Origin of the sequence: Paenibacillus sp. HW567, from assembly GCF_000374185.1 — a bacterium.
In the GTDB taxonomy this organism is placed as follows: domain Bacteria; phylum Bacillota; class Bacilli; order Paenibacillales; family Paenibacillaceae; genus Paenibacillus_AQ.
Genome location: NZ_KB910518.1, coordinates 5,687,453 through 5,711,335, shown reverse-complemented (window position 1 = coordinate 5,711,335; position 23,883 = coordinate 5,687,453). Strand labels below are relative to the sequence as shown.

The 23,883-nt window shown below is 52.9% G+C and carries 18 protein-coding genes; 13 read left to right on the top strand and 5 right to left on the bottom strand.

Translation table 11 applies throughout. The annotated features are described in order from the left end of the window. The first annotated feature begins 141 nt into the window (after window positions 1-141). The 9 genes from B212_RS0125420 to B212_RS0125380 all read left to right on the top strand — a co-directional run bounded on the left by B212_RS0125420 (window position 142) and on the right by B212_RS0125380 (window position 12,277). Window positions 142-1,350: an HpcH/HpaI aldolase/citrate lyase family protein gene (locus B212_RS0125420; protein WP_019914049.1), complete on the top strand. Its 1,209-nt coding sequence runs from the start codon at window positions 142-144 to the stop codon at window positions 1,348-1,350. Between the two features lie 76 nt (window positions 1,351-1,426). Next, window positions 1,427-2,722 (top strand): phosphoribosyltransferase family protein, encoded by a 1,296-nt coding sequence (locus B212_RS0125415; RefSeq protein ID WP_019914048.1) that lies wholly within the window; start codon window positions 1,427-1,429, stop codon window positions 2,720-2,722. Further along, window positions 2,719-3,873: a cysteine protease StiP family protein gene (locus B212_RS0125410; protein ID WP_019914047.1), complete on the top strand. Its 1,155-nt coding sequence runs from the start codon at window positions 2,719-2,721 to the stop codon at window positions 3,871-3,873. Before B212_RS0125415 ends, B212_RS0125410 begins: the two co-directional genes overlap by 4 nt. Next, window positions 3,870-4,706 carry an HAD family hydrolase gene (locus tag B212_RS0125405; protein ID WP_019914045.1) on the top strand — a complete coding sequence of 279 codons (837 nt, stop codon included), beginning with the start codon at window positions 3,870-3,872 and terminating at the stop codon, window positions 4,704-4,706. Before B212_RS0125410 ends, B212_RS0125405 begins: the two co-directional genes overlap by 4 nt. Continuing rightward, entirely contained in the window at window positions 4,699-5,751 is a 1,053-nt protein-coding gene (locus B212_RS0125400) for an ATP-grasp domain-containing protein (protein WP_019914044.1), read from the top strand. Before B212_RS0125405 ends, B212_RS0125400 begins: the two co-directional genes overlap by 8 nt. A gap of 44 nt (window positions 5,752-5,795) precedes the next feature. Next, window positions 5,796-6,497 carry a hypothetical protein gene (locus tag B212_RS0125395; protein WP_019914043.1) on the top strand — a complete coding sequence of 234 codons (702 nt, stop codon included), beginning with the start codon at window positions 5,796-5,798 and terminating at the stop codon, window positions 6,495-6,497. 14 nt (window positions 6,498-6,511) lie between these two features. Beyond that, window positions 6,512-7,612, top strand: a complete 1,101-nt coding sequence (locus B212_RS0125390) for a toxic anion resistance protein (RefSeq protein ID WP_019914042.1) — start codon at window positions 6,512-6,514, stop codon at window positions 7,610-7,612. A 208-nt stretch (window positions 7,613-7,820) separates the two neighbouring features. Then, window positions 7,821-10,991, top strand: a complete 3,171-nt coding sequence (locus B212_RS33455; RefSeq protein ID WP_198015889.1) for an S-layer homology domain-containing protein — start codon at window positions 7,821-7,823, stop codon at window positions 10,989-10,991. Between the two features lie 131 nt (window positions 10,992-11,122). Next, window positions 11,123-12,277, top strand: coding sequence for a family 43 glycosylhydrolase (locus tag B212_RS0125380; RefSeq protein WP_019914039.1), 1,155 nt, complete (start codon window positions 11,123-11,125; stop codon window positions 12,275-12,277). 57 nt (window positions 12,278-12,334) lie between these two features. Here the strand turns inward: B212_RS0125380 and B212_RS0125375 are convergent, their stop codons facing one another. Continuing rightward, window positions 12,335-14,149 carry a family 43 glycosylhydrolase gene (locus B212_RS0125375; RefSeq protein ID WP_019914038.1) on the bottom strand — a complete coding sequence of 605 codons (1,815 nt, stop codon included), beginning with the start codon at window positions 14,147-14,149 and terminating at the stop codon, window positions 12,335-12,337. Between the two features lie 145 nt (window positions 14,150-14,294). After that, complete coding sequence (locus B212_RS0125370) at window positions 14,295-15,095, bottom strand: helix-turn-helix domain-containing protein (RefSeq protein WP_019914037.1); 801 nt, start codon at window positions 15,093-15,095, stop codon at window positions 14,295-14,297. A gap of 212 nt (window positions 15,096-15,307) precedes the next feature. On the opposite strand from B212_RS0125370, the gene B212_RS0125365 reads away from it, so the two are divergent. Beyond that, window positions 15,308-17,704 carry an alpha-L-arabinofuranosidase C-terminal domain-containing protein gene (locus B212_RS0125365; RefSeq protein ID WP_019914036.1) on the top strand — a complete coding sequence of 799 codons (2,397 nt, stop codon included), beginning with the start codon at window positions 15,308-15,310 and terminating at the stop codon, window positions 17,702-17,704. Between the two features lie 327 nt (window positions 17,705-18,031). After that, entirely contained in the window at window positions 18,032-18,829 is a 798-nt protein-coding gene (locus B212_RS0125355) for a formate/nitrite transporter family protein (RefSeq protein ID WP_019914034.1), read from the top strand. 218 nt (window positions 18,830-19,047) lie between these two features. On the opposite strand, the gene B212_RS0125345 is transcribed toward B212_RS0125355, so the two are convergent. Further along, complete coding sequence (locus B212_RS0125345; RefSeq protein ID WP_019914032.1) at window positions 19,048-19,494, bottom strand: rhodanese-like domain-containing protein; 447 nt, start codon at window positions 19,492-19,494, stop codon at window positions 19,048-19,050. Window positions 19,495-19,613: 119 nt separating this feature from the next. Between B212_RS0125345 and B212_RS0125340 the strand changes: the two genes are divergently transcribed. Together B212_RS0125340 and B212_RS0125335 are read left to right on the top strand one after the other, a co-directional pair. Further along, window positions 19,614-20,483, top strand: coding sequence for a LysR family transcriptional regulator (locus B212_RS0125340; RefSeq protein WP_019914031.1), 870 nt, complete (start codon window positions 19,614-19,616; stop codon window positions 20,481-20,483). Between the two features lie 67 nt (window positions 20,484-20,550). Continuing rightward, complete coding sequence (locus B212_RS0125335; RefSeq protein ID WP_019914030.1) at window positions 20,551-21,048, top strand: hypothetical protein; 498 nt, start codon at window positions 20,551-20,553, stop codon at window positions 21,046-21,048. 16 nt (window positions 21,049-21,064) lie between these two features. On the opposite strand, the gene B212_RS0125330 is transcribed toward B212_RS0125335, so the two are convergent. Together B212_RS0125330 and B212_RS35110 are read right to left on the bottom strand one after the other, a co-directional pair. After that, the gene (locus tag B212_RS0125330) at window positions 21,065-23,512 is read right to left on the bottom strand and encodes a septation ring formation regulator EzrA (protein WP_028531040.1); all 2,448 of its coding nucleotides are present in this window, start codon (window positions 23,510-23,512) and stop codon (window positions 21,065-21,067) included. 165 nt (window positions 23,513-23,677) lie between these two features. Then, complete coding sequence (locus B212_RS35110; protein WP_198015888.1) at window positions 23,678-23,821, bottom strand: hypothetical protein; 144 nt, start codon at window positions 23,819-23,821, stop codon at window positions 23,678-23,680. Window positions 23,822-23,883: the final 62 nt, after the last annotated feature.

Here is a 23,883-nt window from a genome sequence, read left to right as displayed (position 1 = left end):
TAGCTCTATAGCATGGCCCTTGCTTGTATTTGAGAAAGCCGGATGCCGTCCCCGAGAGGACGGCGTAGCTGGTTCTACTGCTCTCTATAAGGAGGGGCTATTCTTTTTGTGTGTTATGCAAATCGACAAGGGGGGAAGGCTTTGAGATACTTTAATTACCTGACTGAAGAACAAGAACTGTCCTTATTCTACTCTCCGCCTGTTTCGTTTGACCCTTCTACGCCCAAGGAACTGCTGGCTTACGCTGTCGGAGCCGCCCTGTATATGCCGGCTACCCGCAGCAGTGTGGCTGAAGATATTATTAAGCTTAGAGGATCGGGACTTGTAACGGTAATTATGGATCTGGAGGATGCGATTGGCGACGGTGAGGTCGACTATGCTGAAGAGTCGATTGTAAGACATCTTGCTTTCCTGTCCGCTTATTCCGAGAATGAGCCTGATAAGGGAAGCGGTCTTCCGCTGCTGTTCATTCGTGTGCGCCATCCGGAGCAACTGCAGCAGCTTATTTTCCGGCTGGGGACCTTGATTACAATGCTGACCGGCTTTGTTTTTCCCAAGTTTTCTATGGAGAACGGCGCGGACTATTTCGAGGCTATTGCCGAATACAACAGCTCCCGCAGCTATTCCGCCCCTGTTCTGTACGGCATGCCTATTCTGGAGAGCGCCCCGGTCATTTACCGGGAGAGCCGGCTGGACACGCTGCTTGCTATCCGCGATCTGCTTGCCGAGTACCGTGATTATGTGCTGAATGTGCGGATCGGAGCGACGGATTTCTCCAGTCTGTTCGGGCTGCGCCGCAGTCCGGATATCAGCATTTATGATCTGACGCCAATCCGCGATTGCATCTCCGATATCATCAACGTGTTCGGGCGGGTGGAGGAAGGATATGTGATTTCGGGGCCGGTATGGGAATATTTCGCGAACAAAGGACACCGGGTATTACGCCCGCAACTGCGGCAGACCCCCTTTGAGGATACTTACGGCAAGCATGGCATTGAAATACGCAACCATTATATTACCCGCTCTATGGACGGATTATTCCGTGAAGTGCTTTTGGATAAAGAAAATGGAATTGTAGGCAAAACGATTATCCATCCCTCCCACCTTAGACCCGTGCAGGCCATGTATACGGTAATGCATGAGGAATATGTGGATGCGCTGGGAATTGTGGAGAGCAACGATGGCAGCCGCGGTGTGTTCAAAAGTGATTATTACAACAAGATGAATGAAATAAAGCCGCATTTGAACTGGGCGAAACGTATTTTACTACGATCTCAAATATACGGGGTGCTACATGAACAACAGCATTTTGTCGGATTACTTCCCGAGAACGAATATTCACACGTTTAATATCACACGGGACCTGCAGGTGACGGTAACCGAAACTGCGAACCCTTTTCATATGCCTGTAGAGGCGTTATTTGCTATGGCGGCCCGGATTAATAAAAAACGTTCATTTCTCTTCGTCAGCAAGGTGCTCGGCAAGCACATCCCCGTCAATCCGTATACCCCGCTGCTCAGTGGAGCCGCTCTGGGGCTGCTGCTCTACCAGGAGCTGGGTGGAGCTGGAGCGGATGGTGAGCTGCTGGACAAGCTTTTGGACCAAGCGGTTCACGGTCTGATTCACCCGGAGCATGCGGAGGAGGCGTATCATGATTTGCTCGGTGCACAGCTTGTGCTTCCGCAGCCGGTTCGGTTTATTGGCTTTGCTGAGACCGCGACTGCTCTGGGCCACAGTATGTACAACATGTTTGCTGCCGGTGCATCCTATATTCACACTACCCGTGAGGATATTCCCGAGCTTGTGTCGGTGATCAGCTTTGAGGAAGAGCATTCCCATGCGGTTGACCATTTATGCTATGCGCTGAAGCCTGAGCTGTTGTCCGGGGATGAACCAATTGTGCTGGTGGATGATGAGATTACAACCGGCAATACAGCAATTAATACGATCCGCGATATCCAGTCGAAGTTCCCGCGCAAGGAATATGTTGTGGCCTCTCTTCTTGATTGGCGGAGCAGCGCCAACATTCAGGCCTACCGTGATTTGGAGCAGGAGCTGGGGATTCGGATCAGATCGTTATCCTTGCTGCAGGGCAATATCGAAGTGAAGGGCACCCCTCATCTGAGCCCGGTTGAAGCTAAAGGCTATGAGGAGTCGGCTGCTGTGGTTCCAGTTGCCACAACTTATGTGCAGGATGGTCTGGAGCGGCTAATGGTGAGTTCTTCGGATTCCTACGGAGTAATCAATCCATCGCCGTATTTGAAATTGAGCGGCCGCTTCGGTCTGGAGTCTAAGGATAACGAGAAGATAGATGAAGCAGTTGCATTGGCGGCGGCGAAGCTGCGCGAACTGCGTGAAGGACCCCGTACCCTCGTTCTGGGGGTGGGTGAATTCATGTATCTGCCGATGCGGATTGCGGCGGAAATGGGTGAAGGGGTGTTCTATCAGTCTTCCACCCGCAGCCCGATTCATCCGGAGCGCCGTGCGGATTATGGTGTGCACAGCGCCGCAGCCCATCCTTCAGCGGGCGATCCCGGAATTACGAATTATATCTACAATGTAGACCCGCGGCAGTATGATGATATTTTCGTGCTGCTTGAGCGTGATGTGCCCCGCGGGCGGGTTGAGCCGATGACGGATATTTTGAAAAGGCTGGCAGGGAACAAGGTACATCTTATTGTACTGGCTGCTGAATCTGGAAATGGAGGCTTGAGCGGATGAAGGGAACAGGATATGAAGAGTTGATGAGCAGAACCATTACGCCCCCGGCTCCGCTGGGCAGCTACCCCCCTTCCGATGTCACATTCCTGCTTAAGGATCTCAGTGATGTGCAGTTGGAGCGGGCGACCGCTGAGCGGGAGGAGGCGATTCAGTCCGGTGTGCATTATTCGGAAATGCTTCCGGTTGAGTATCAGCCTACAGAGCAATATATTGAGCTGTTTCATGAGACCCTTCGGCAATCTGCCGGAAAGGTGGCGCTGGCGGTTGCGGTTGTGTCCGAGATGATCGTAGCCAAGCGGGGCCTGGAGCATACAGTACTGGTATCTCTGGCCAGAGCGGGTACACCGGTTGGCGTGTTGATCAAACGCTATATCGCTGCGCGGTATGGAGTGGAACTGCCGCACTACAGCATTTCCATTATACGTGGCAAAGGCATTGATGAGAATGCGGTTCTCTATATGCTGCAGAAGCATGGCGCGGCTGCGGAGCTGCAATTTATCGACGGCTGGACAGGCAAGGGAGCCATCCGCCGGGTGTTGATTGAAGCTTGCAGCAGCTTTTATCGAAAATACGGCGTTTCCCTGAATGATGATCTGGCGGTTCTCGCTGATCCGGGCAACTGCTCGGGCACCTTCGGGACCCGGGAAGATTATTTGATTCCGAGCGCCTGCCTGAACTCTACCGTATCGGGCCTGATGAGCCGCACTGTATTGCGGGATGATCTTATTGGGCCAGAGGAGTTCCACGGGGCCAAATTCTATAAGGAGTGGCTGGATAGCGACCTCTCCAATGTGTTTATTGATGCGGTAACTCCATACTATTCTTCAGTGACCGAAGAGGCGAAGGTTATCGCGGCCGGAATGCTGGAAGCTCCTCCCGAGACGACCTGGCAAGGGCTGCGCGATATCGAGAGCATCCAGCAAAGGTATGGCATTGAAGATATTAATCTGGTCAAGCCCGGAGTCGGTGAAACCACCCGTGTGCTGCTGCGCAGAGTGCCTTGGAAAATTCTCGTTGATACTATAGATAATCCAAATCTGCGCCATATTCTGCTGCTGGCGGAGGACCGGGGCGTTCCGGTGGAGGTGTATCCCGGACTGACCTATTCCTGCTGCGGGATCATTAAGCCGCTGAAGGGAGAAAGTGAATGATCTATGCCAGCGATCTGGATCGCACTTTGATCTATTCTCCAGGTGCGATTGGTGTTCCCGAGGATTCTCCGGGCCTCATCCCTGCCGAGATCGTGGATGGCAGAACGGTCTCTTATATTTCGCAGCATGCGCTGGACCTGCTTAGGGAGCTTGCCGCCAAGATTGTTTTTATGCCGGTAACTACGCGCACTATTGCGCAGTATAGACGGATTAATCTTTTTCAGGAGACGATTATTCCTGATTATGCGATCACCAGCAATGGGGGGAATATACTTGTGAATGGGATCGTAGACAAGGAATGGCGGGCAGCCATCGGCAGACGGGTAGAGCGGGACTCAGCAACAGCGGAAGAAGCGGGCAATCTGGTGCGGTCGGTCGTGCGGGAGGAATGGATCATCAGCGAACGTTATTGCGACGATCTGTTTTATACCTTTGTGGTATATCGTGATTTATTGCCTGCGGATGAGCTTACGCGTCTGGCTGAGCAGTTGCATGAGCTGGGCTGGCGCGTCTCCTTGCAGGGCCGCAAGCTATATGTGGTGCCGGAGGCTGTGAACAAAAACGCTGCGATTATTCATGTGCGCCGTACGGTTCATTCCGGGCCAATGGTTGCGTCAGGAGATTCCCTGCTGGACAAGAGTCTGCTGGCGGGCGCTGATTATGCCATTGCCCCTTGCCACGGAGAAATATTTGCCGAGCAGCAGGCAGGTCTAGTAAAATTAGAATATCCCTTTACGCAGCGGTCGGGTGTTTTTGCCGGGGATGAGATTCTGCAATATGTACAGAAGATTTATAACAATTTAACGGCAGTGGGAGTTGGCCGCAATGAATAAGATAAACATTTATTTTAACCGCTGGTTTTCCGTGGCTTTTCATTATATGAATCTCATCCGTAATAATGAGGACGGCATCCCGGTGCAAATTTTCGCGACCCACCCCGATATCCGGCATATGTCGCTGCAAGGCGCAGATGTTGCGGGAACGGAGCCGGAGCTCGAAGGGATCGAGTACGTGCAGTTCTGCGTTGATTTTTGCCGCCGCAACGAGATTGATATCTTCATTCCAAGACTCCATATGCTGGATATTGCCCTGCATGTCTCTATGTTCGATGCCATCGGCACGAAGGTGCTCGTCTGCCGCGATCTGGACCTGCTGGAGACGATCATGGACAAGGGCAAATTTTATGAAAATGTGCGACAGACAGGGATTATGACGATTCCTGACTATCATGTGGTCAGTACAGCGGAGCAATTCCGGGCAGCCTATGAGGAGCTTGTTGCCGAAGGCCATCAGGTCTGCTTCAAGCCAACCGAAACCGAAGGCGGGCTGGGCTTCCGCATTATTAATAACAGCCGCAGTCCCTTGCAGGAGCTGTTCGGGCATGTCACGTCGCAGATTTCCTTCGAAGAGGCCTACCGGACGCTTGCCAGCGTGGATTCCTTTCCGAACCTGATGGTGATGGAGCTGCTGGACGGCTATGAGTACAGTATTGATTGTCTGGCGGATGCGAAGGGGGCGCTGCTTGCGGCTGTCCCACGCCGTAAAGCCGGCGGCCGCCTGCGGCTGATGGAGCACATCCCGGAGCTTGAGGAGATTGCTTCCCGGGTGGCTGAGACTTACCGCATCCCCTTCAATTTCAATATCCAAATGAAATACAGCGGCGGGGTTCCGAAGCTGCTGGAGATCAATCCCCGGATGTCCGGCGGGCTGCATATCTCCTGTCTCTCCGGGATCAACTTCCCTTATCTGGCGGTCAAAAGCGCGCTCGGCGGCGAGGTTCAGCCTGCCGGATTCGCAGGCAATGTACTGGCCAGCCATGTGGAGCAGCCGCTGATTATGAGAATAAACGGCGAATCCGTGATCACGGACTCGCCGTGAACCTGAGCGGCAGTCCTTAAGTCCGCTCACAAGAGGTGAGAACAATGCAAGCGAAATGGAAAGTATTGCTGTACGCCGGTGCCGGCTATGTTGTTGCCCTGGTGACGAGTGCTTTTGTGCCCGAAGTGATTTCTCTGCTGCTGCCGGTTGCCGGAGCTGGTGCTGCAATTGTGGGCGGCAACCGCACCAAAAGTAACCTTCCGGCGGAAATTCTTCCCGCCGGTCAGGAGCCTGCGGCGATTGCTCCGGCAGCGGGCAGTTCTGTACAGGAGCGTGCCGCTAATGCAGGCACCGCCGCAGGCGGACATGATCTGGCCGGCAGAGGCGGCTCCGAGATTAAGCTTGGAGCGGAATTCGCTCCGGTGGTAGAGTATCTGAGCATTCTGGAGGATATGATTATCTCTGAGGGGCGGAAGGATACACTGGACAATGAGATTGTCGAGAAGTCCCTGGCGCTCTTCGCCAGGCTCCAGCGTGTGCTTCCGCTGCTGCAGGAGCTGGGCAATGCCGAGATTAATCACACGGTCCGAAGACTGGTGCTGAAGGATCTGAATGGTGTGATCAACCCGTTCCTGCGTCTGGGAGGAGAAGCCAAAACAAGAAACCGGAGAATGCTGCTGAACGGTCTGCGCGATGTTGACTCCAAAATATCGGAGATCGCCTCAACGATCGAGCATAAAGACCTGATGGAACTTCAGACCAAGGCGGAACTGATTCATCAGCGGTACAGCAGTTCCGAATTATAGGAGGAGGGAAACCCATGTCCACGCAGTTGATTGAGCTTAAAAAAGAAGATGAGCAGAAGGTAGTCCAGGAAGCCTCACAGCTAATTGAGAAGGTCGCCAAGACGGATACTGTTGCTCTGGATTCCCTGATGGATGATATTGGCAAGCTTGGGGTGAAGACGCAGGAAAAGGCGGGACAGACGCTGAAGCTGCTCGACCGCCCGGTAAATGATCTGATGTCCGGCAAGCGTGTGGAGGTGCCGAATATGATTATGAAGCTACGCAATGAGTGCGAGACGTTGCAGCAGAGCAAGAATGTCAGCTTTTTCGGGAAAATGCTGCGCAAGAGTCCGCTCAAAAATTACGTCTACAAATATCAGTCGGTCCGCACCAACATCGACTCTATTGTAACCGGGCTGCGGGATGGCCGCGACACGCTTGAAGAGAGCATTGTCAATATGCGGCAGCTCAAACGCACTTCGATGGAGGAGATTTATAATCTTCAGACCAAAATTGCCTTCGGCAACAAGCTGAAGGAGCTGTTCGAGGTTGAAATTGCGAAGCCGGAGAATGAGTTCCGCAAGGCGTATCTGGAGCGCGGACTGCGCAAGGTTATGGTGCGTATCCAGTCTATGACGGAGATGATTCTGCTCTACAATCAGGCGATTGCCGCTACAGATATTATCAACGACAACAACGACAAGCTGATTGATTCCGTTAACAACGCTATTGATAAGACCTCCAACCTGATCACCGTATCTGCGATGATTGCCATGTCTCTAGCCGATCAGGAGAATGTTATTTCTGCCGTGGAAGCGACGAATAAGACCATTGAGGATCAGTTCAAGGAAAATGCACGCCTGCTGCGTACGACTACCGAGAAAACGACGGAGCTGCTCTCCAAGCCGTCCATGTCGCTCGAAGCGGTCAATCAGGCCATTGGCGATCTGCTGAGTGCGCTGGATACCTCCGAGCAGTCCAACCGCCGTATTATCGAGAGCTGCCAGGATTATACGTCCAAAATGACGACCATCAACACGCAGCTTAACAACCGCCTGGGCTTAAATGAAGCCTCGCAGCCGCAGGCCTTGAAGCAGGCTGAAGCCGACAGCGGACTAAGCAGCTTCTTGAACTGAGGACTTTGGATTAGCCGATCACCCATAAACCGGACAAGCCTGCTTAGCTTTTGGCAGGCTTTTTTGGCGTTTCTTCGTGTGCCTCTATTTCTATTGATTGAGAATTTTGCAGTGTGCTGATATATTTGTATAGGATAATATGGTAATGTTTCCATTTGCGCAGGCTGAAGGTTACATAATGAACGCATATAACTGGGAGGGACAGGAAATGGGCAGGATATTTCGCGGATTGTTGACGGGTGCACTGGGAATAAGCATGCTGTTGGGTTCGATGGGTGCGGGCGCAGCGGCGGCTGAAACGGTGAAGGATTATGAAGGCCACTGGGCCCAGAATACGATTGAGAAATGGCTGGACAAGGGCTTGCTGAAAGGGTTTGAAAATGGATCGGTAAAACCTGATCAATCCATAACCAGAGCGGAGTTTATGGCGATTGTAAACCGCTCTTTTGAGATTGCTAGTTTATTTGATAAGAAAGAAGTCCCTAAAATAACGTTCTCTGATGTCAGTTCCACCAGTTGGGCCTACAAAGAGGTGGCTATGGCCGTTGGGGCAGGCTATATTCAGGGCTATAACAACGAAGCGCGTCCCAATGCACAGATTACCCGCCAGGAGGCGGCAGTTATCGTGGGCAAGCTGTTGAAATTGGAATTACCAGAAAATACAACAGAGACGCTGGCTGGCTTCAGCGATCGCGGGGAGGTTGCGGCATGGAGTGCAGGCAGTGTTGCTGCTGCTATAAATGCCAGTTATATGAAGGGCTACCCGGACGGAACCTTTAAACCCAAACGGTCATTGACCCGGGCCGAAGCGGTAACTCTGATTGAGCCGATGCTGCAAGTGAGCGGCGATGGAGAGATTTATGATCATTCAGGCGTTTATGGAGGAACTGACGAACAGCATCGTGAGACCACCGAGACTGTAGTTATCTCCGCCGCCGGAGTTACCCTCCAGAACGTGACGATTGTGGGTAATCTCCTGCTGGATGCCGGAATCGGCAATGGAGACGTGACTTTGAAGAACGTTACCGTGCGTGGCACTACTACTGTCAAGGGAGGGGGAGGCGACTCTCTTCACTTCATTAACTCCGAACTGGGAGATGTGGTTGTGAACAAAGCCGGCGGAGCAGTCCGGTTGGTGGCTGAAGGCACGACCACTGTGAAGCAGGTGAAGGCACAGACTCCGGTAAAGCTGGAGGAAAGCGGGGCTACAGGTGCAGGCTTCACTAATGTTTCGGTTGAACAGGACTTTACTTCCAGCGGTCCTGTTGTCCTGTCCGGGGTATTTGATACTGTAAATATTAACGCCAAAGCCGTCATGCAGTTGGCTAAAGGTTCAGTGGCAGCCCTTAGTATCGGTACAGGTGCGGCCAATTCCTCCGTAGATATGGCGAGTGGAACTAAGGTAACCAAAGCGGTGCTGGATGCGTTCACCAAAGTGACTGGAGCCGGTCAAGTGGAGACAGCGGTGCTTAATGACGGAGCGAAAGGCTCTTCGTTTAACACCAAACCCCTCTCCGTAGAAGGTCCGCAAAAGGATTCTTTGGTTATTGCGACGGCTTCTGCCACGCCAACACCGGCAGTGATCATTGGCGGAGGCGGCGGAGGAGGGGGAAGCGTAGCTACACCCGCTCCCACACCAACCGTAGCTCCGACACCAGTTCCAACCGCAACTCCGGCATCAACGGCCACACCAGTGCCGACATCGCCGGTTAAAGAAATCCCGCTGCTTCAAACCTATATTATTGCTTCTCCAGATGCAACGGTAAGGAATGCCGTGTACTTACAGTTTGATGTTAGTTCTATTCCTGAGTCTATTCTTAAAAGCGCAAGCACCGTTTCCTACTATATTACTTCCACACCTGTTAATGAAAGAGATCTAAGGTGGGAACTTAACAATAGAAGAGCTTACTCAACTAAGAGTACCCTTGTGTACCGGTCCAATCCAATCTATACAATGACAGTGTATAACGATTATTTCGGAACAGGCGGAGACCAATATGTGACGCTTGTGTTCAGGGGGAAGGAAGGGGCAGTCGGCTACAGCACCCAAAAGGTGAATTTCCCCCCTTCACTTACCGGTTACGCAGCTAATTTTACAAAGCTGGCAAGTGGCGTAACGATTGAGCGGGATAAGCAAATGATTGACGGGAGTGCAAAATATTCCGACATTATAGATGTTTCGAATGTTTTTGCTCAGAATGCAGAGGCGGCTTATTACACGATTACTCCAAAGTACTTGGACACGGTTGCCTCCAATTATGAATTGAGTAAGCTTCTCTCTTATTCGCTCAGACTGTATAACCAAAAGCGTATCCGGGTAGTAGAGACTTATTATTATCCCCAGCCGGTAGATGATATCCCGTTAGCTGTTGAGGTGTGGAAGGATCTGAAAACTAATATTGAGCAGGAGTACACAATTATCTTCTACGACAAGACCTTGCAGGCAATCAGCTATTATAATGGAAAAGTCCATCTCAGTGACCAACTGGCCGTCGAAGCCGCCGAGGAAAGAATTAATGAAATCCAGGGTTATTCGGACGCGCTGCGGGCAGAGAACTCTATCCTGAGGGCTTCAAGCGCGTATTCCGCACTGAGTGATTCATTGAAGGCCCAGGTTAGCCAAACTAATAAAGACAAGCTGGAGAAGGCGCTTAATGAGTTGGAGACGATGAAGCATGCAGGTCCGCTGGGCAGCAGCCTTTCGTTGGTGTCCACCGGTATCCAGATAAGCGGTCTGGAACTCAATGGAACAACTATAGGTGTGTATAACCAGGATTATCCTTATACCTTGAGAAGTGAAACTTCATTCATGTCTTTCTATCTCACGGAAAATCCAATTACCCTGGCGGATATCCAAGGCTCAAATGGAATCGGCATCCAACCTTTTTCGGATTTGGCCTACCTTCGGCAACTGGATAAAAAAGGAGAATACTACGTAACCGTAGTATTCCGCGATAAGAATCTTCAGCCTGCAAGTTATGCTACTCAACGGATCACCACGTCTCCCAATACGCCTGTATGGGATGGCACAGCCGTTCAGGTCAAGGAAGGCGTATCCTTGCTGCGGGAATATGACGACAGTCTGCGAATGGATTATGTCACGTTTAAGGATTACCTGAAAACACACCCTGAAGCAGCCTATTTTTCATTCACGACTAGATCTGATCTCGCAACCGCCGGAAAAGACTTCACTGCGGATCAAGCTGTACAACAGATTAATCCCTATCAATCGACTGCCATCAGCTATACGCATACGTACTACCCGATTCGATTAGAAGACAATCAAGCTTTGAATGGACAGCCTGAGGATTACATTATTATTTTCTATGATAAAAATTTCAAAGCCATTCATTACTACATCGGCACGCTTACCGATTAAGCGGGAACACAATCCAACAAAGCGCGATAAGTCAGTTTTTGGCGATGATATTCAATTGATTGCGCTATTAGAACGGCCTATACTTTTCATGATCAACATATCCTATTCAATTAAAAAGGTGACAATAAATCATGAGAATTACAGGAATTGCGGAAATCGCTATTAGCATTACAGCCGGGGAGCCATTGGAGCTCCCCCGATCGGCCCAGGTTGAGCTTGCGGGAGGGAGGGCCGGGCGTTTTCCGGTCAGATGGGAGCCTGTCCCTCCGTCGCGCATGGAACAGCCGGGAACCTTCCTGGTGGAGGGGACCGTGATCGGGGATGATTATCCGAACCCGTTGGTTCCCAATCGCGCCGACCCTTATGTGGTGAAGCATAGTGACGGATATTATTATTTCACAGGGTCCGTACCGGAGTATGACCGGCTGGTGCTCCGGCGCTCCCGTACGATAGCGGGTCTGTCAACGGCTGAAGAGACGGTTATCTGGATCATGCACGAAGAGGGAGAGATGGGCAACCATATCTGGGCGCCCGAGCTTCATAACATTGAAGGAAAATGGTACGTATACTTCGCTGCCGGTTCTGTGGAAGACAAATGGGCCATTCGTCCGTATGTGCTGGAGTGTGCAGATGACAACCCCCTTACCGGAACGTGGGTAGAGAAGGGGAGAATCGGGCTCCCGGTCGAGAGCTTCTCGCTGGATGCAACAACCTTTGAGCATAATGGACACAGGTATTTGGTATGGGCGCAGATCATTGAGGATTCCTGTCTCTACATCGCCCGGATAGATACGCCGTGGTCGATATCAAGCGAGCCAGTGAAGCTTACGGCTCCAGAATACGACTGGGAGATTCAGCGGCATCGCGTAAATGAAGGGGCGGCCGTGCTGAAACGGAAGGGGCGTGTGTTTATCGCCTACTCTGCCAGCGGCACAGACGACCGTTATTGTATGGGGCTGTTATCGGCGCCGGACGCAAGCGATCTGCTTGATCCCGCTTCATGGACCAAATCGAAGGAGCCGGTGTTCGTCAGCAACGAGGAGGCTTCCGAGTACGGACCAGGGCATAACAGCTTCACAGTATCGGAGGATGGCTCCTCTGATCTTCTGATCTATCATGCCCGTCCTTATAAGGAAATCACCGGAGATCCGCTGTATGATCCTAACCGTCACGCCCGGGTACAGCGATTCCTTTGGAACCCGGACGGCACTCCATACTTCGGCAAGCCCGGCTGGACGCTCGATCCGTCCGGTCACACGGCAAGAGCCAGAGTAACCATACGTTAAGAGCAAGCAAGAGGCCCACGCGATTTGCGTGGGCCTTTTATGCCGGAAGTATTCTTTTTACAACTCCACCTGCTTCATCAGCCCATCCTCGCCGAAGGTGAGCGGATCAATGCAGACTTCGCGATGATAGCCTTTTCCTTCCGTGAAACGGGATAACGGCGTAACAAACCGGTGATAGGCAATAAAGTATTGACCGGTGTCCGGGTCATGCAGAATCGAATGATGGGCGGTGCCGAGCATGTCCTTCTCCGTATTCTTGGCAAGAACCGGATAGCGGTAAGTTACCGGGCCATACAGATGCTCCGACGTACCGTAGTTTACATGGTAATCCTCACTGCCTGTGTCGTCGCAGGACCAGGTGAAATGATACAGCCCGTCCCGCTTGAGAACGGTAACTGCCTCCCGGAAGTCGTATAGGCCTTCAAGATTTCTCATTGTGTCCTCGATAACGGATACCCTATCTTCGCCGAGCTTCACGATGGCGGGTTGTCCATTTCCAAACAGCAGGTAAGCTGTACCGTCATCCTCCGTATAAATGGAGGGGTCAATGGCCTGCCCCATGGCAATCCCAAGCTGCTTCGTCAGATCCAGAGTAATCAGCGGCTCCGGCTGCGCGCGGAACGGGCCGGCAGGAGCATCGGCAACAGCAACGCCTATGGCGCTCTCGCCGTTTTTCATTTTGCCGCAGAAATAATAGAAATATTTACCGTCTTTGCAGGCGATGGCCGGAGCCCAAGCGTTGCCGACAGCCCAAGGGACATCATCACTTGCAAGATCGAGAATCATCCCTTCGTTTCGCCATATACGCAAATCAGCCGATGAGAACACATGAAACTGCGTACCCGACCAGCCCGTGAAGCCGTCCGTTGTCGGATACAGGTAATAGCGGCCGCCGAACTTCGCCAGATCAGGGTCGGCAAATTGCCCGGGCAGCACTTGATGTCCATCCCCAAACGCCGCCAGAAGGCGGCAACATTCCGCTTCGGTAATGGGGAGGACTCCGCCGTGGCGTTTTTTGTTTTTGCCCAAATCGAACGCTCCATCCGGCAGAACCCGGAAGTCACCGCTCTCAAGGTCGGAGATCAGCAGCGGGAGATATCCCTTTCCTTCCGCAAAGCGGTCCACAATCAGGCACCATTCCTCACGGCCGCCCAGCTTGAAGATCTGCGGGCCTTCAACACCCGACAAGTCCTCCAGAACAGGGGCACTCAGAGGGGCGAAGGCGTCTTTATCCAGCGAGGCGCCCTTTTCCACCCGGATATTCTTGGTCGTTTCGTCCTTGGAGAACCGGTAGTAAGCACCGCCCTGGGCAATAATCGTCGTATCAATGATGTGATTTTCCCGTTCGATATACTTTTCAGGGGTTGTAAAATTACGGAAATCCTTGGTACGCGCGCTATAGATCTTATGTTTCCGCTCTTGCTCCTGCGGCTCCTGGGTGGCAGAGGCCCAGAACACCAGGAACTCCTCTGCAGCTTCGTCATAAATCGCTTCTGGAGCCCAGACGCAGCCCGCACCCGGTATGCCAAGCGTAACGGACCAGGGGGAAGACCAGTTCACCAGGTCGGGGGACTCCCAGATAATCACGTCACGGCTGCCGGCGTTCACCGCGGTATCCCAGCCCTTTCCGTTTGCAATGCGGAGATCCGTGGCAATCAAATAGAACTTATTGTCCTTGGGCGAGCGTACGATGAAAGGGTCTCTCACGCCCTTTTCCCCGAGCTCCGAACGCAGAACCGGCAAACCCGCGTTCAGGTCTTTCCAATGCAGGCCGTCTTCGCTATAAGAGAAATAGACCTGTTCGCCGTCAGGCTGCTCTCCGATGAAATGCACCAAAAGATAACCTGAGCTTTGAGTATCATATCGTGTCAAGATAAAGGCCTCCTTCACAAATCATGCCCTTCCGGCTTCCCTGTAAGAAGCGAGAAGGGCTGGAGCTTAAATTAGCTATTCAATCCAAAGTATAGGTGTCCGGCCAGGGCCGATCAATAGATTATTGCAGCGGAATACTGACCTATCATGTTTTATTTGCGCCGGACCGTGGTCCTGCTTTGTACTCGCTGGGCGTAAGGCCGATGAATTTCTTAAACTGTCTCATGAAGTGGGTGCTGTTTTCATATCCGCACATTTTGGCGATCATCGTTACCGAAAAGGTGCTGTTGTTCAGCAGATATTTGGCGTAATCCAATCTCGCGTTAATGAGATCTGTTATGACGGAGCATCCGAATAATTCCTTATAGATATGGTGGAAATAGGATTTGCTCATGTTCACGCTTGAAGCAAGCATTTCTACCGTATAGGCAGTGTTGGGCGAGCTGTACAGCTCATTGCGCAGCTTAGAAAAAGGAAGCAAATACCGGCTCGATTGATCAAGGGCAGCCGTCCGGTTCCGCAAATCGTTCAGTTTCATAAAAAGGGATTGCAGATCACAGTCCGCTATACGGTCCTTATAGGGGCTGTTTTGTCTGGTGAGGTTGTTCAGGTCCATTATACATTTGGTGATCATGAAGGGGTCCTCTGCATGAATAGGCCTGTCCAGGGGAAAGCCGATCTCAGTCAGGAAGGACTCTACCCCGCTGCCGGAGCAGTGAAACCAATCATTAATAAAGGGCCTGTCCAGGTGCCGGTACAGGTGTGGGGTATGTGGGCTCATCAGGACATAGGAGTTCTTCTCCACGATGCACGGATTGCCGTCCAGCACAAGCTCAGATGTGCTCTTAAAAAACACAAATGCGTAATTCCCGGCTCCATTTGGCCGGTTAATGACGATTCCATCTTCATGAACATAGTTATATCCGCAAGATATCAGCCGTATCATATTTTATCACCGGAAGAGAATAAGTCAGTTTTTCTTGATTGTAAATCAATCCTGAAATATAGACAATCACAACCGGGAATTTTAGCATAGTGGCATTGATATTAAGCACAATAGGTTAGTTTTACGCTTCAATAGCTTATTGAAGATCAGGTCCGGGATATCTATACTCTAACCATATCATTAGATATCCATGTGAAAGGTGACCTGCGATCATGTCAAATGCAAAGGGAACACTACGGGTGCATACTCAAAAGAGAGGCCCGCTTACCGGAGACCTGTTCGGCATCTTCTTCGAAGATCTCAATCATGCCGCCGACGGAGGGCTGTATGCCGAGCTTGTCCGCAACCGCTCCTTCGAGTTCGATCCTATTGATAACCGGGACTACCATGCGCTGACCGCTTGGGAGAAGGTGGAACGCGGTGGCGGCAAGGGCGAAATAACGGTGGAGGACAGCAAGCCGGTCAATCTCCGCAACGAGCATTACGCCGTTATTGATGTCTTGGCGGAAGGCTTAGGCGTGGGCATTATGAACCTGGGCTTCAACAGCGGCATTTCCGTCCGGGAGGGCGAAAGCTATTTATTCTCCATGTATGCAAGACGGGAAGCTGGAGAAGAGGGGCCTGTGGTCATTTCTATTGAAAGTACGGAAGGCGTCGTCCATGCGGAGACGGCCATTGCCGTGAATTGTTCCGAGTGGAAGAAATATGAGGTGAAGCTTACTGCGCGGGCGACAGATCACAGCAGCCGGCTGGTTATGCTCACGCAAGGCAAGGGCAAGCTTTATGTGGATATGGTGTCCCTGTTTCCGGAGAAAACCTTTCTGAACCGGCCGAATGGGCTGCGCCCGGATATCGCGGAGCTGCTTGCAGACATGAAGCCGAAATTCATGCGGTTTCCGGGAGGCTGCCTGGTGCATGACGGGTCCTTGAATCCTGAAGACCGGGATTCCATGTACCGTTGGAAGAATACGCTGGGCGATCCTGCAGGGAGACCCCCGAGACGGAATAACTGGGGGTACCACCAGACCTTGGGGCTGGGGTATTATGAATATTTTCAATTCTGCGAGGACATCGGGGCCAAGCCTATACCGGTGCTGCCGGGAGGCTACGACCCCCATCATCAGCGGATTGTTCCCTTGGAGGAATTGGGACCCTGGATTGACGATGCCTTGGATTTGATAGAATTCGCCATTGGAGATATCTCTACGGAATGGGGAGCGGTGCGGGCAGAGCTTGGGCACCCGGAGCCTTTTGGACTGGAGTATATCGGCATCGGCAATGAGGAAGTGGGAGAACCCTTCTTTGAACGGTACCCTTATTTCCACCGGGCCATAAAAGCCAAATACCCGGATATGAAGGTCATCAACTCCAGCGGCCCGTTCGCCGCAGGCGGTGTGTATGACCGGGGCTGGGAATCGGCCAAAGAGCATGGTTCCGATCTGGTAGATGAACATTATTACCAGTCACCGGAATGGTTTCTGGCCAACTATCACCGGTATGATCATTTTAAGGCTGACGAGCCTAAAGTGTTCCTGGGGGAATATGCTTCTTGGGGCAACACCTACTATAATGCGCTGGTTGAGGCGGCGTTTATGACCGGCCTGGAGAAGAACGCCCATGCGGTCGGCTTGGCCTGCTACGCCCCGATGCTGTGCAATGTGGATTATATGAACTGGAAGCCTGATATGATCTGGTTCAATAACCATAAGGTGTTCGGAACACCGAATTACTACGTGCAGAAGCTGTTTATGAATCATCAAGGCGATCAATTGCTTCATGTAGAGGCAAGCGGATTTGGAGAAGCGCAAGCAGCGCCGGAGAAGCCAATTGAAGGCGGTATCATCCTTTACGCAGACGGCTGCTCGGCCCGTTTCTCGGAGATTAGGCTAGTCAACAATGTGACTGGTGAAGTTAGAGAGTATGAAAGCCTGGCGGGAGAGGCTACGGCTCCTGGCTTCAAGGAAGGGCAGCCCGATGCGCCGGACTTTTTGGATTTGGGGGTTACGGCCTGGAACAGCTACACCTTAAGCTGTAAAGCTGTCCGTACCAGAGGCGACAAAGGTTTTGTGATTCATTTTGGCAAAATGGATGATGCGAATCATCTTTTCTGGGAGATCAGCGGGTGGCAAAATCAGGATTCCATTATCAGTTCCAAAGTGGCGGGCAGAGGCTCCTGTCTGACTCATAGTATGTTTTCGGTAGAGACGGACAAAGAGTATCAATTGGAGCTGCAGGTATCCGGAAGAACGGTGCGCACTTATATTGATGGTGTGCTGTTTAACGAAACCGAAGACAAGCTGCCGGTGATCGAACCGGTCTACTATTCCTCTACCGTAGAGCATGCTACCGGGGATACTATTTTGAAAATCGTGAACGTTCAGGGTGAGTGCGTAGCTGCCGAGATTCATCTGAAGGATTTCTGCAAGGACGGTGTGACGGGAGAAGTATTTGAGATGTCGGGGTACTTGCCTGCTGAAGAGAACAGCTTCGAAGCGCCGGAGCAAGTCTCACCGAAGACGAAGTCCTTCCAGGCAGAGAGCTGCAATTTCGCCTATGAATTTCCGAAGCAGTCCATTACGATATTCCGGCTCAGACCGCTCACCCATTAAGCAAGGCACATTAATCCGCACTCATAACCCCCCGCTCCTCCACATAAGTTGTCACTGAGGCGACATTTGAGGAAGAGAGGATCAGCGGATGATTCTGGGGTGCATAATACTGGTGCTTATCGTCGTAGCCAGCAGTGAGAAGGCGGAGTCAATCGCCAGGCTGAATGATCGGAGCAAAGACAGCTAGTCCGGCGGCGGTGGATTTCTTCATGAATCTCCACAAATTTTAAACATCCGTGGTTCAAGCAATTTCCAGCGGTTTATTGGGTATAATAGGCTGTACATCAGGCTCAATCGCTGAAAATAAGAAGCTTATGCGGAGGTCATATGGAGAACGAGGCACTGCTGCAGGTTGAGAAATTGGCACTCAAAAAACAGAAGATCTATCAGCAAAGTATTATCCGCTATATCGCCAGGGCCATGCTGGCCAGTATGTTCATCGGATTTGGCGTAATCGTAGCGTTCAAGACCGGTAACTTCTTCTACATGGAGCACTCGCCGATGACGTATCCGATGGCTGCAATTACGTTCGGCGCAGCCATCATTCTGATCTCCTATGGGGGCGGGGATTTGTTTACCGGGGACACCTTTTATTACACGTATGCGGCCTTAAGACGCAAGCTGCAATGGACCCAGGTTGTGCGGATGTGGGTGGTCAGCTACATTGGCAACATCCTGGGGGCTACGGCATTTGCGCTGCTGATTTTTTTGACGGGATTGTTTTATGACTCCAGCGTGAACGGGTTTCTGCTGAGTGTGGTCGCCCATAAGATGGAGGCTCCGACACTTCAGTTGTTCTTCCGGGCAATTCTATGTAACTGGCTGGTGTGCCTGGCCTTTTTCGTTCCCATGTCGATGAAAAGCGACGGAGCCAAAATGTTCGCCATGATGCTGTTCGTCTTCTGCTTCTTTATTTCCGGGTATGAGCACAGCATCGCTAATATGTGTACATTCGCCATTGCGCTTGTGCTGGATCATCCCGGCACGATCTCTTGGGCTGGTGTCCTGCATAATCTGGTACCGGTTACCATCGGTAATCTGATCGGCGGCGGGGTGCTGATGGGCGTGATGTATTACTATGTGAATAAGCCATTTCTGGATGAAGAGCATGGAAATCAGCATTGAAAAAGATGGGGCTGCCGCATGCGGTGGCTCTGGAAAAAGACTTCGCTTCTCTTGGGGGCGAAGTCTTTTTTGCGCTGAAAGGGGAGCCGTCCTTGGTTAAGGAGGCCCCTCTTTCAGCTTGAAATAGCCTCTTTCAGAGGACAGCGAAGCCGTTTCTTCTTAACATCCGAGATGTACCTGTCATCCCGGATGTGGCGGCTGCCAGCTAACGCGGGAACTTACATGGGCGGCATCTTCCAGTACAGCCGTGCTTCCTCGCGGAGCGTGCCTTCCAGCGGACCGCCTTCCTTGCGCCAGTATTCGATGCCCCCCAGCATCTCCTTCACCTGATAGCCCTGTGCTGCCAGCCGGGCTGCCGCCTTGCCGGCTCCATTGCAGGCGGGGCCCCAGCAGTAGAGCACCAGCACCTCAGAGGCAGAGAACTGCGGGGAGGTGCTGCTTATCCGGCCGGAGGGCAGGGAGAGGGCTCCCGGCAGATGCGCCTCCTCGTAGGAGGTGGTGTCGCGGACATCGACCAGCCTAAAGCCGGTTATTCCCTCACGCAGATCAAAGGCCACATCGGCAACATCGGTTTCGTAGGCTCCTTTGGCTGAGAAATAAGTCAGGGCGGCTGCTGGAGACGCTGCGGGAGCAGCCAGCACCTGGGATTTTGGCTTAGAGTTCATCTCTCGTTCTCCTCTCGGTTATCGGGCTGGTTATATTGTATAATGAATTTTAAATTGTAGTTATCTATAGTAATCAATAGTAAATATCAAAAATTTCGATAATTATAGGAGAAGCTGAGATGGAATTAACCTATTTGCGGACCTTTTGTGAGGTGGTGTCCAGCGGGAGCTATACAAGAGCGGCGGAGCAACTGGGCTATGCCCAGTCCAGCGTAACCGCACAGATTGCCAAGCTTGAGGAGATGTATGGGGCTATTCTGCTGGAACGCTCCGGCAGAGGAATGATCCCGACCTTTGCCGGCAATAATCTGCTGCCTTACGCCCGGCAGATGCTGGCCCTCAGCGAAGAGGCGAAGGCGATCATCGCCGGAGGGGACAGAGGCGTAGTGAGCATCGGCGCAATAGAGACCCTTGCGGCCTACTATCTGCCTCACCGGCTGCACAGCTACAGAGCGCAGTATCCGGAGGTGCAGCTTCGGGTCCAGCCCGGCTCCGAGGAAGGGATTATTGCGGCCGTCAAAGACAAGTCGGCTGATTTCGGGCTGATCTTTGATGTGCCGTATGCCTCCGGGGAGCTGGTCTCGCTGCCGCTGCGGCAGGAGCCATTATATGTGGTTACTCACCCGCAGCATCCGTTGGCCGCAGTGGAAAAGGTAGCACCTGCCCTACTGGGGGGCGAGCCGCTTGTGCTGACGGAGGAGTCCTGCACCTACCGGAAGCAACTGCTGCATGTGCTGAGAGAGTCAGGAATTACTCCATGCATAGACATGGAGTTCGGAAATCTTGAGGGGATCAAGCAGGCGGTACGGCACCAGTGGGGAACGGCCTTTCTACCGCGTTATGCGATCGAGGAAGAACTGCGGACAGGTATTTTGACCGCCGTCCCACTGACTGGGGAACAGGAGAAATTCTATATACAACTGGTCTACCGTAAGGAACTCCGGCTATCCCCCGCATTTGGGCATTTCATTGAGGCGATGCAGCAATAATGGGATGAAGCTAACATTGTCTAACCTTAGCTGAACGGTTATGCAAGTCATTCGAAGGGAGTCCGAGATGCAAAACAACAACGGCAGAACTGCCGCTGCTGGGGGCGTCGAAGCGGGAACTGGCTTCAACAACGGCAGAACTGCCGTTACTGGGAGCGTCGAGGCCGGAACTGGCTTCAACAGCGGCAGAACTGCCGTTGCTGGGAGCGTCGAGGCCGGAGCTGGCCGCAACAACGGCAGTTCTGCCGTTAATGGGAGCGTCGAGGCCGGAACTGGCCGCAACAACGGCAGAACTGCCGTTAATGGGAGCGTCGAGGCCGGAACTGGCTTCAGCAACGGCAGAACTGCCGTTATTGAGCGCGCCGAGTCTGGAACTGGCCGCAACAGCGGCAGAACTGCCGTTATTGAGCGCGCCGAGTCTGGAACTGGCTCCAACAGCGGCAGAAATGCCGTTAATGGGAGCGTCGAGGCCGGAACTGGCCGCAACAACGGCAGAACTGCCGTTACTGGGAGCGTCGAGGCCGGAACTGCCGTTGTAAGGGCGCAAACAGTCGACGTGGTCTAGTCTGTCTGCCTTGCAACTACCATTTGGAGCCGCCGGAGGAATTTCCGCCTGAGTTGCCTCCGCCGCCCCAGGAAGAGCCCCCGGATGATTGTCCGCCGCTGTTCCAGGAGGACCCGCTGGAGGAATTCCCGCCGCCGAATGCGTTGGAGGAGTTCATGCGATTGCGCTCCTGCTCCCTGCGCTGCTGTTCGCGCATCATCTCGAGCTGTGCCTGACGCTCCTCTTCCTCTTTCTGGCGTACAAGCCGGTTCGCTTCCTCTACAAAGGAAGAAATCCCTGCATCATAAGCGCGGCCAACCGCCTCCAGCTCATCCAGGTTGTAAGGACGGTCGGACAGCCGCTGCTGCAGTTCAATATATTCGGGCAGCAAAGAGTACTGGAAGCGGCTCCTTGAGGCGATTCCCTTGCTCTGCAGCCGCCGCGCTGCCGCGTCCGCCCGTTCCTGTCCTTCGGACAGAAGCTGCGTGATGTCCGACAGCCGCTTGCTCAGCGTGCCAAGACTCTCGCGGACATTACTGAATTTCTGTGCGGTCTCCTCCTGCAGCTTGAGCAGCCGGTCGAGGCCGCTGCGGGCGTTGTCGTATTCCCCGCGCGCATCACTGGTCCACGTTTCAATCTGCGGCACTTCACCGGCACCCTGCCGCAGCTCCGTTCCTGCTTCCTCCAGCACGTCCTCAAGACTGCTTAGATGAAACTCCGAGAACCGGCTGCGGGCTTCGGCGATCCGGCTCTGCAGCTCATTGCGCTGCTGGGTCAGCTCGCTCCAGCGGCTGCGGACCGTCTCCAGATCCCTGCGGTTGTTCTGGCGGATGAGCGCTTGTCGCTCGGTTATGGCGACAGCTTCGTCCAGATAAACGTCCATTTGGGCGCCGATTTTGCGCACCTCATCCATATCGCCGCTGCGCAGCGGGGCTTCAAGTGTCTGCGCGGCGGTGGAAGCCTGCTCCAGACTGTCATAAGGCTTCACTTTCATATTGTGCAGGGAGTTCTGTTCAATCAGTGCGGCGATTTTGCTGCGCGCCGCTGCCAGCACCCCGGGGAATTCATTTAGTTTGTCGTCGTAGGCATCGACATCGCGCAAATCCTGCTCAATCTGATCCTGCCGCTCCTGAGCCTCATCCGTCATCTCCTGCGCGGCAATCGGGTCAAAGAGCTCCAATTCATCCGCTTTGGCCGTTTCTTCTGCGAGTTCCTTCAGATCCTCGGCAATTTCCTTTAGCTCGTACCCGGTTTCCTTTACTGCGCTTTGCAACTGGACATCCAGCTCGGGTGCATCCTTTTTGAGCTCTGTAATCCGTTGCTTGACGTTGCGGTCAGCATCGCTGATCCTGGCGATGTCCTGCTCCTCTGTCTCCAGACCCGAGCGGAAGGCGGCTTCGGTCTGCTGTAGCTGCGTGAGGGCTGCTTTAAGTGCTCCCAGCCGGTAGAATGGCGGCGGGGAGTCCTGACCGGAGCTCTGCAATGCGGAGATGTCCACAAGCATTGCCGACAGCCGTTTCGAGATGCCTTCAACCATTTCTCCGGTTTTGCCTTGAACGATGCCCTGAAATGGCTGCAGTGCTTCCAAGGCATGGTTGGCCCGCACAAGCAGGTCAGCCAATTGCTCCTGCTGTCTGCTTAGCTGCCCCCGGCGGCGCAGACCGGTGATCAGCACGATCAAGATCAGGAAGAGCAGCACGATTCCCGCCCCAATAGCGGCAATTGTCAGCATCGCCGGTCCTGAACGGGGAGCCTCATGGCTACCGCCAATGCCGTCCCCCGGATTTCCTGAGCCCCCCGATCTACCTGAGGCACCGCCGTCTTGACTCCCGTTAACACTGCTGCCCGGATTTCCTGAACTGCCAGATCTCCCCGTGGTACCGCCGTCTTGACTCCCGGTAACACCGCTGCCCGGATTTCCTGAGCCCCCCGAGGCTCCACTGTCTTGGCTCCCAGCACCAACGCTGCCGGGAGCTGTTCCGCTTCCCGCACCGCTCCCGGTGCTGCCAAGGGAGTGCACCTCCTTAATCATGGAGGTGATGCCCCCGGCGAAATCGCCGGCCTTGGCATAGGGGATATAATAAGCATCCAGCAATCCTGTGATTGCCGGACTCCCTGCGGTCCCGCCTTGGCTCTGCGACCAGGAATCAATGTAACCCTGCAGCTCCGGGTTATTGAAATTCAGCTCAATCTGCTGATCTCCGGCAGAAATTAGCAGGAGAATATCCCGCGTGGACAGCCTCCAGGAATGGTACACACTGGTTGCATAGGCCGAAGCCTTGGCTCCGTTCAGCGAATCCACGGTCAGCACATGGAGTGTATAACGGTCCCCTGTGGCGATCCCCGTAATGTCCGCCGCCTGCTGCTGCGTAAGCAGTCCGGCTTCGTCGGTGACCATTCCTTGCTGTGCGGGAATGTCCGCAGCATACACATTCGGGAGCCAAAGAAGGCTGAGCATCAGGAACACAACAATACATTTTTTCAAGCTGGCACGCTCCGATCTATAGGTGAACTTTGGTTCGGCATTTTATGCTAATCATTATACTATATCCGTGAGCATCTTACGGCTCCTTGGCGCTTGCAATATACCCGGATAACAAAAAAAAGCCGCCTTCCCATAATCCGGGAGTGCGGCACAGCTTCGGGTCTGTTATCTCGTTTGCAGACAGAGTATATATTGCAATCTGGATTTGATCTCCTTTTGCCATTTCAAATCTCCAACTTTAACAGCAAGGTTGAGCAGATCCAGGTAATCGTCAACCGTCAGTGCTGTCCGGGTAGTGGCTGCGCTCATAGGTGTTCAGTCTCCTTTAACAATATAGTGAAATGAGTGGGTCAAGCTACTCAAGAATGATA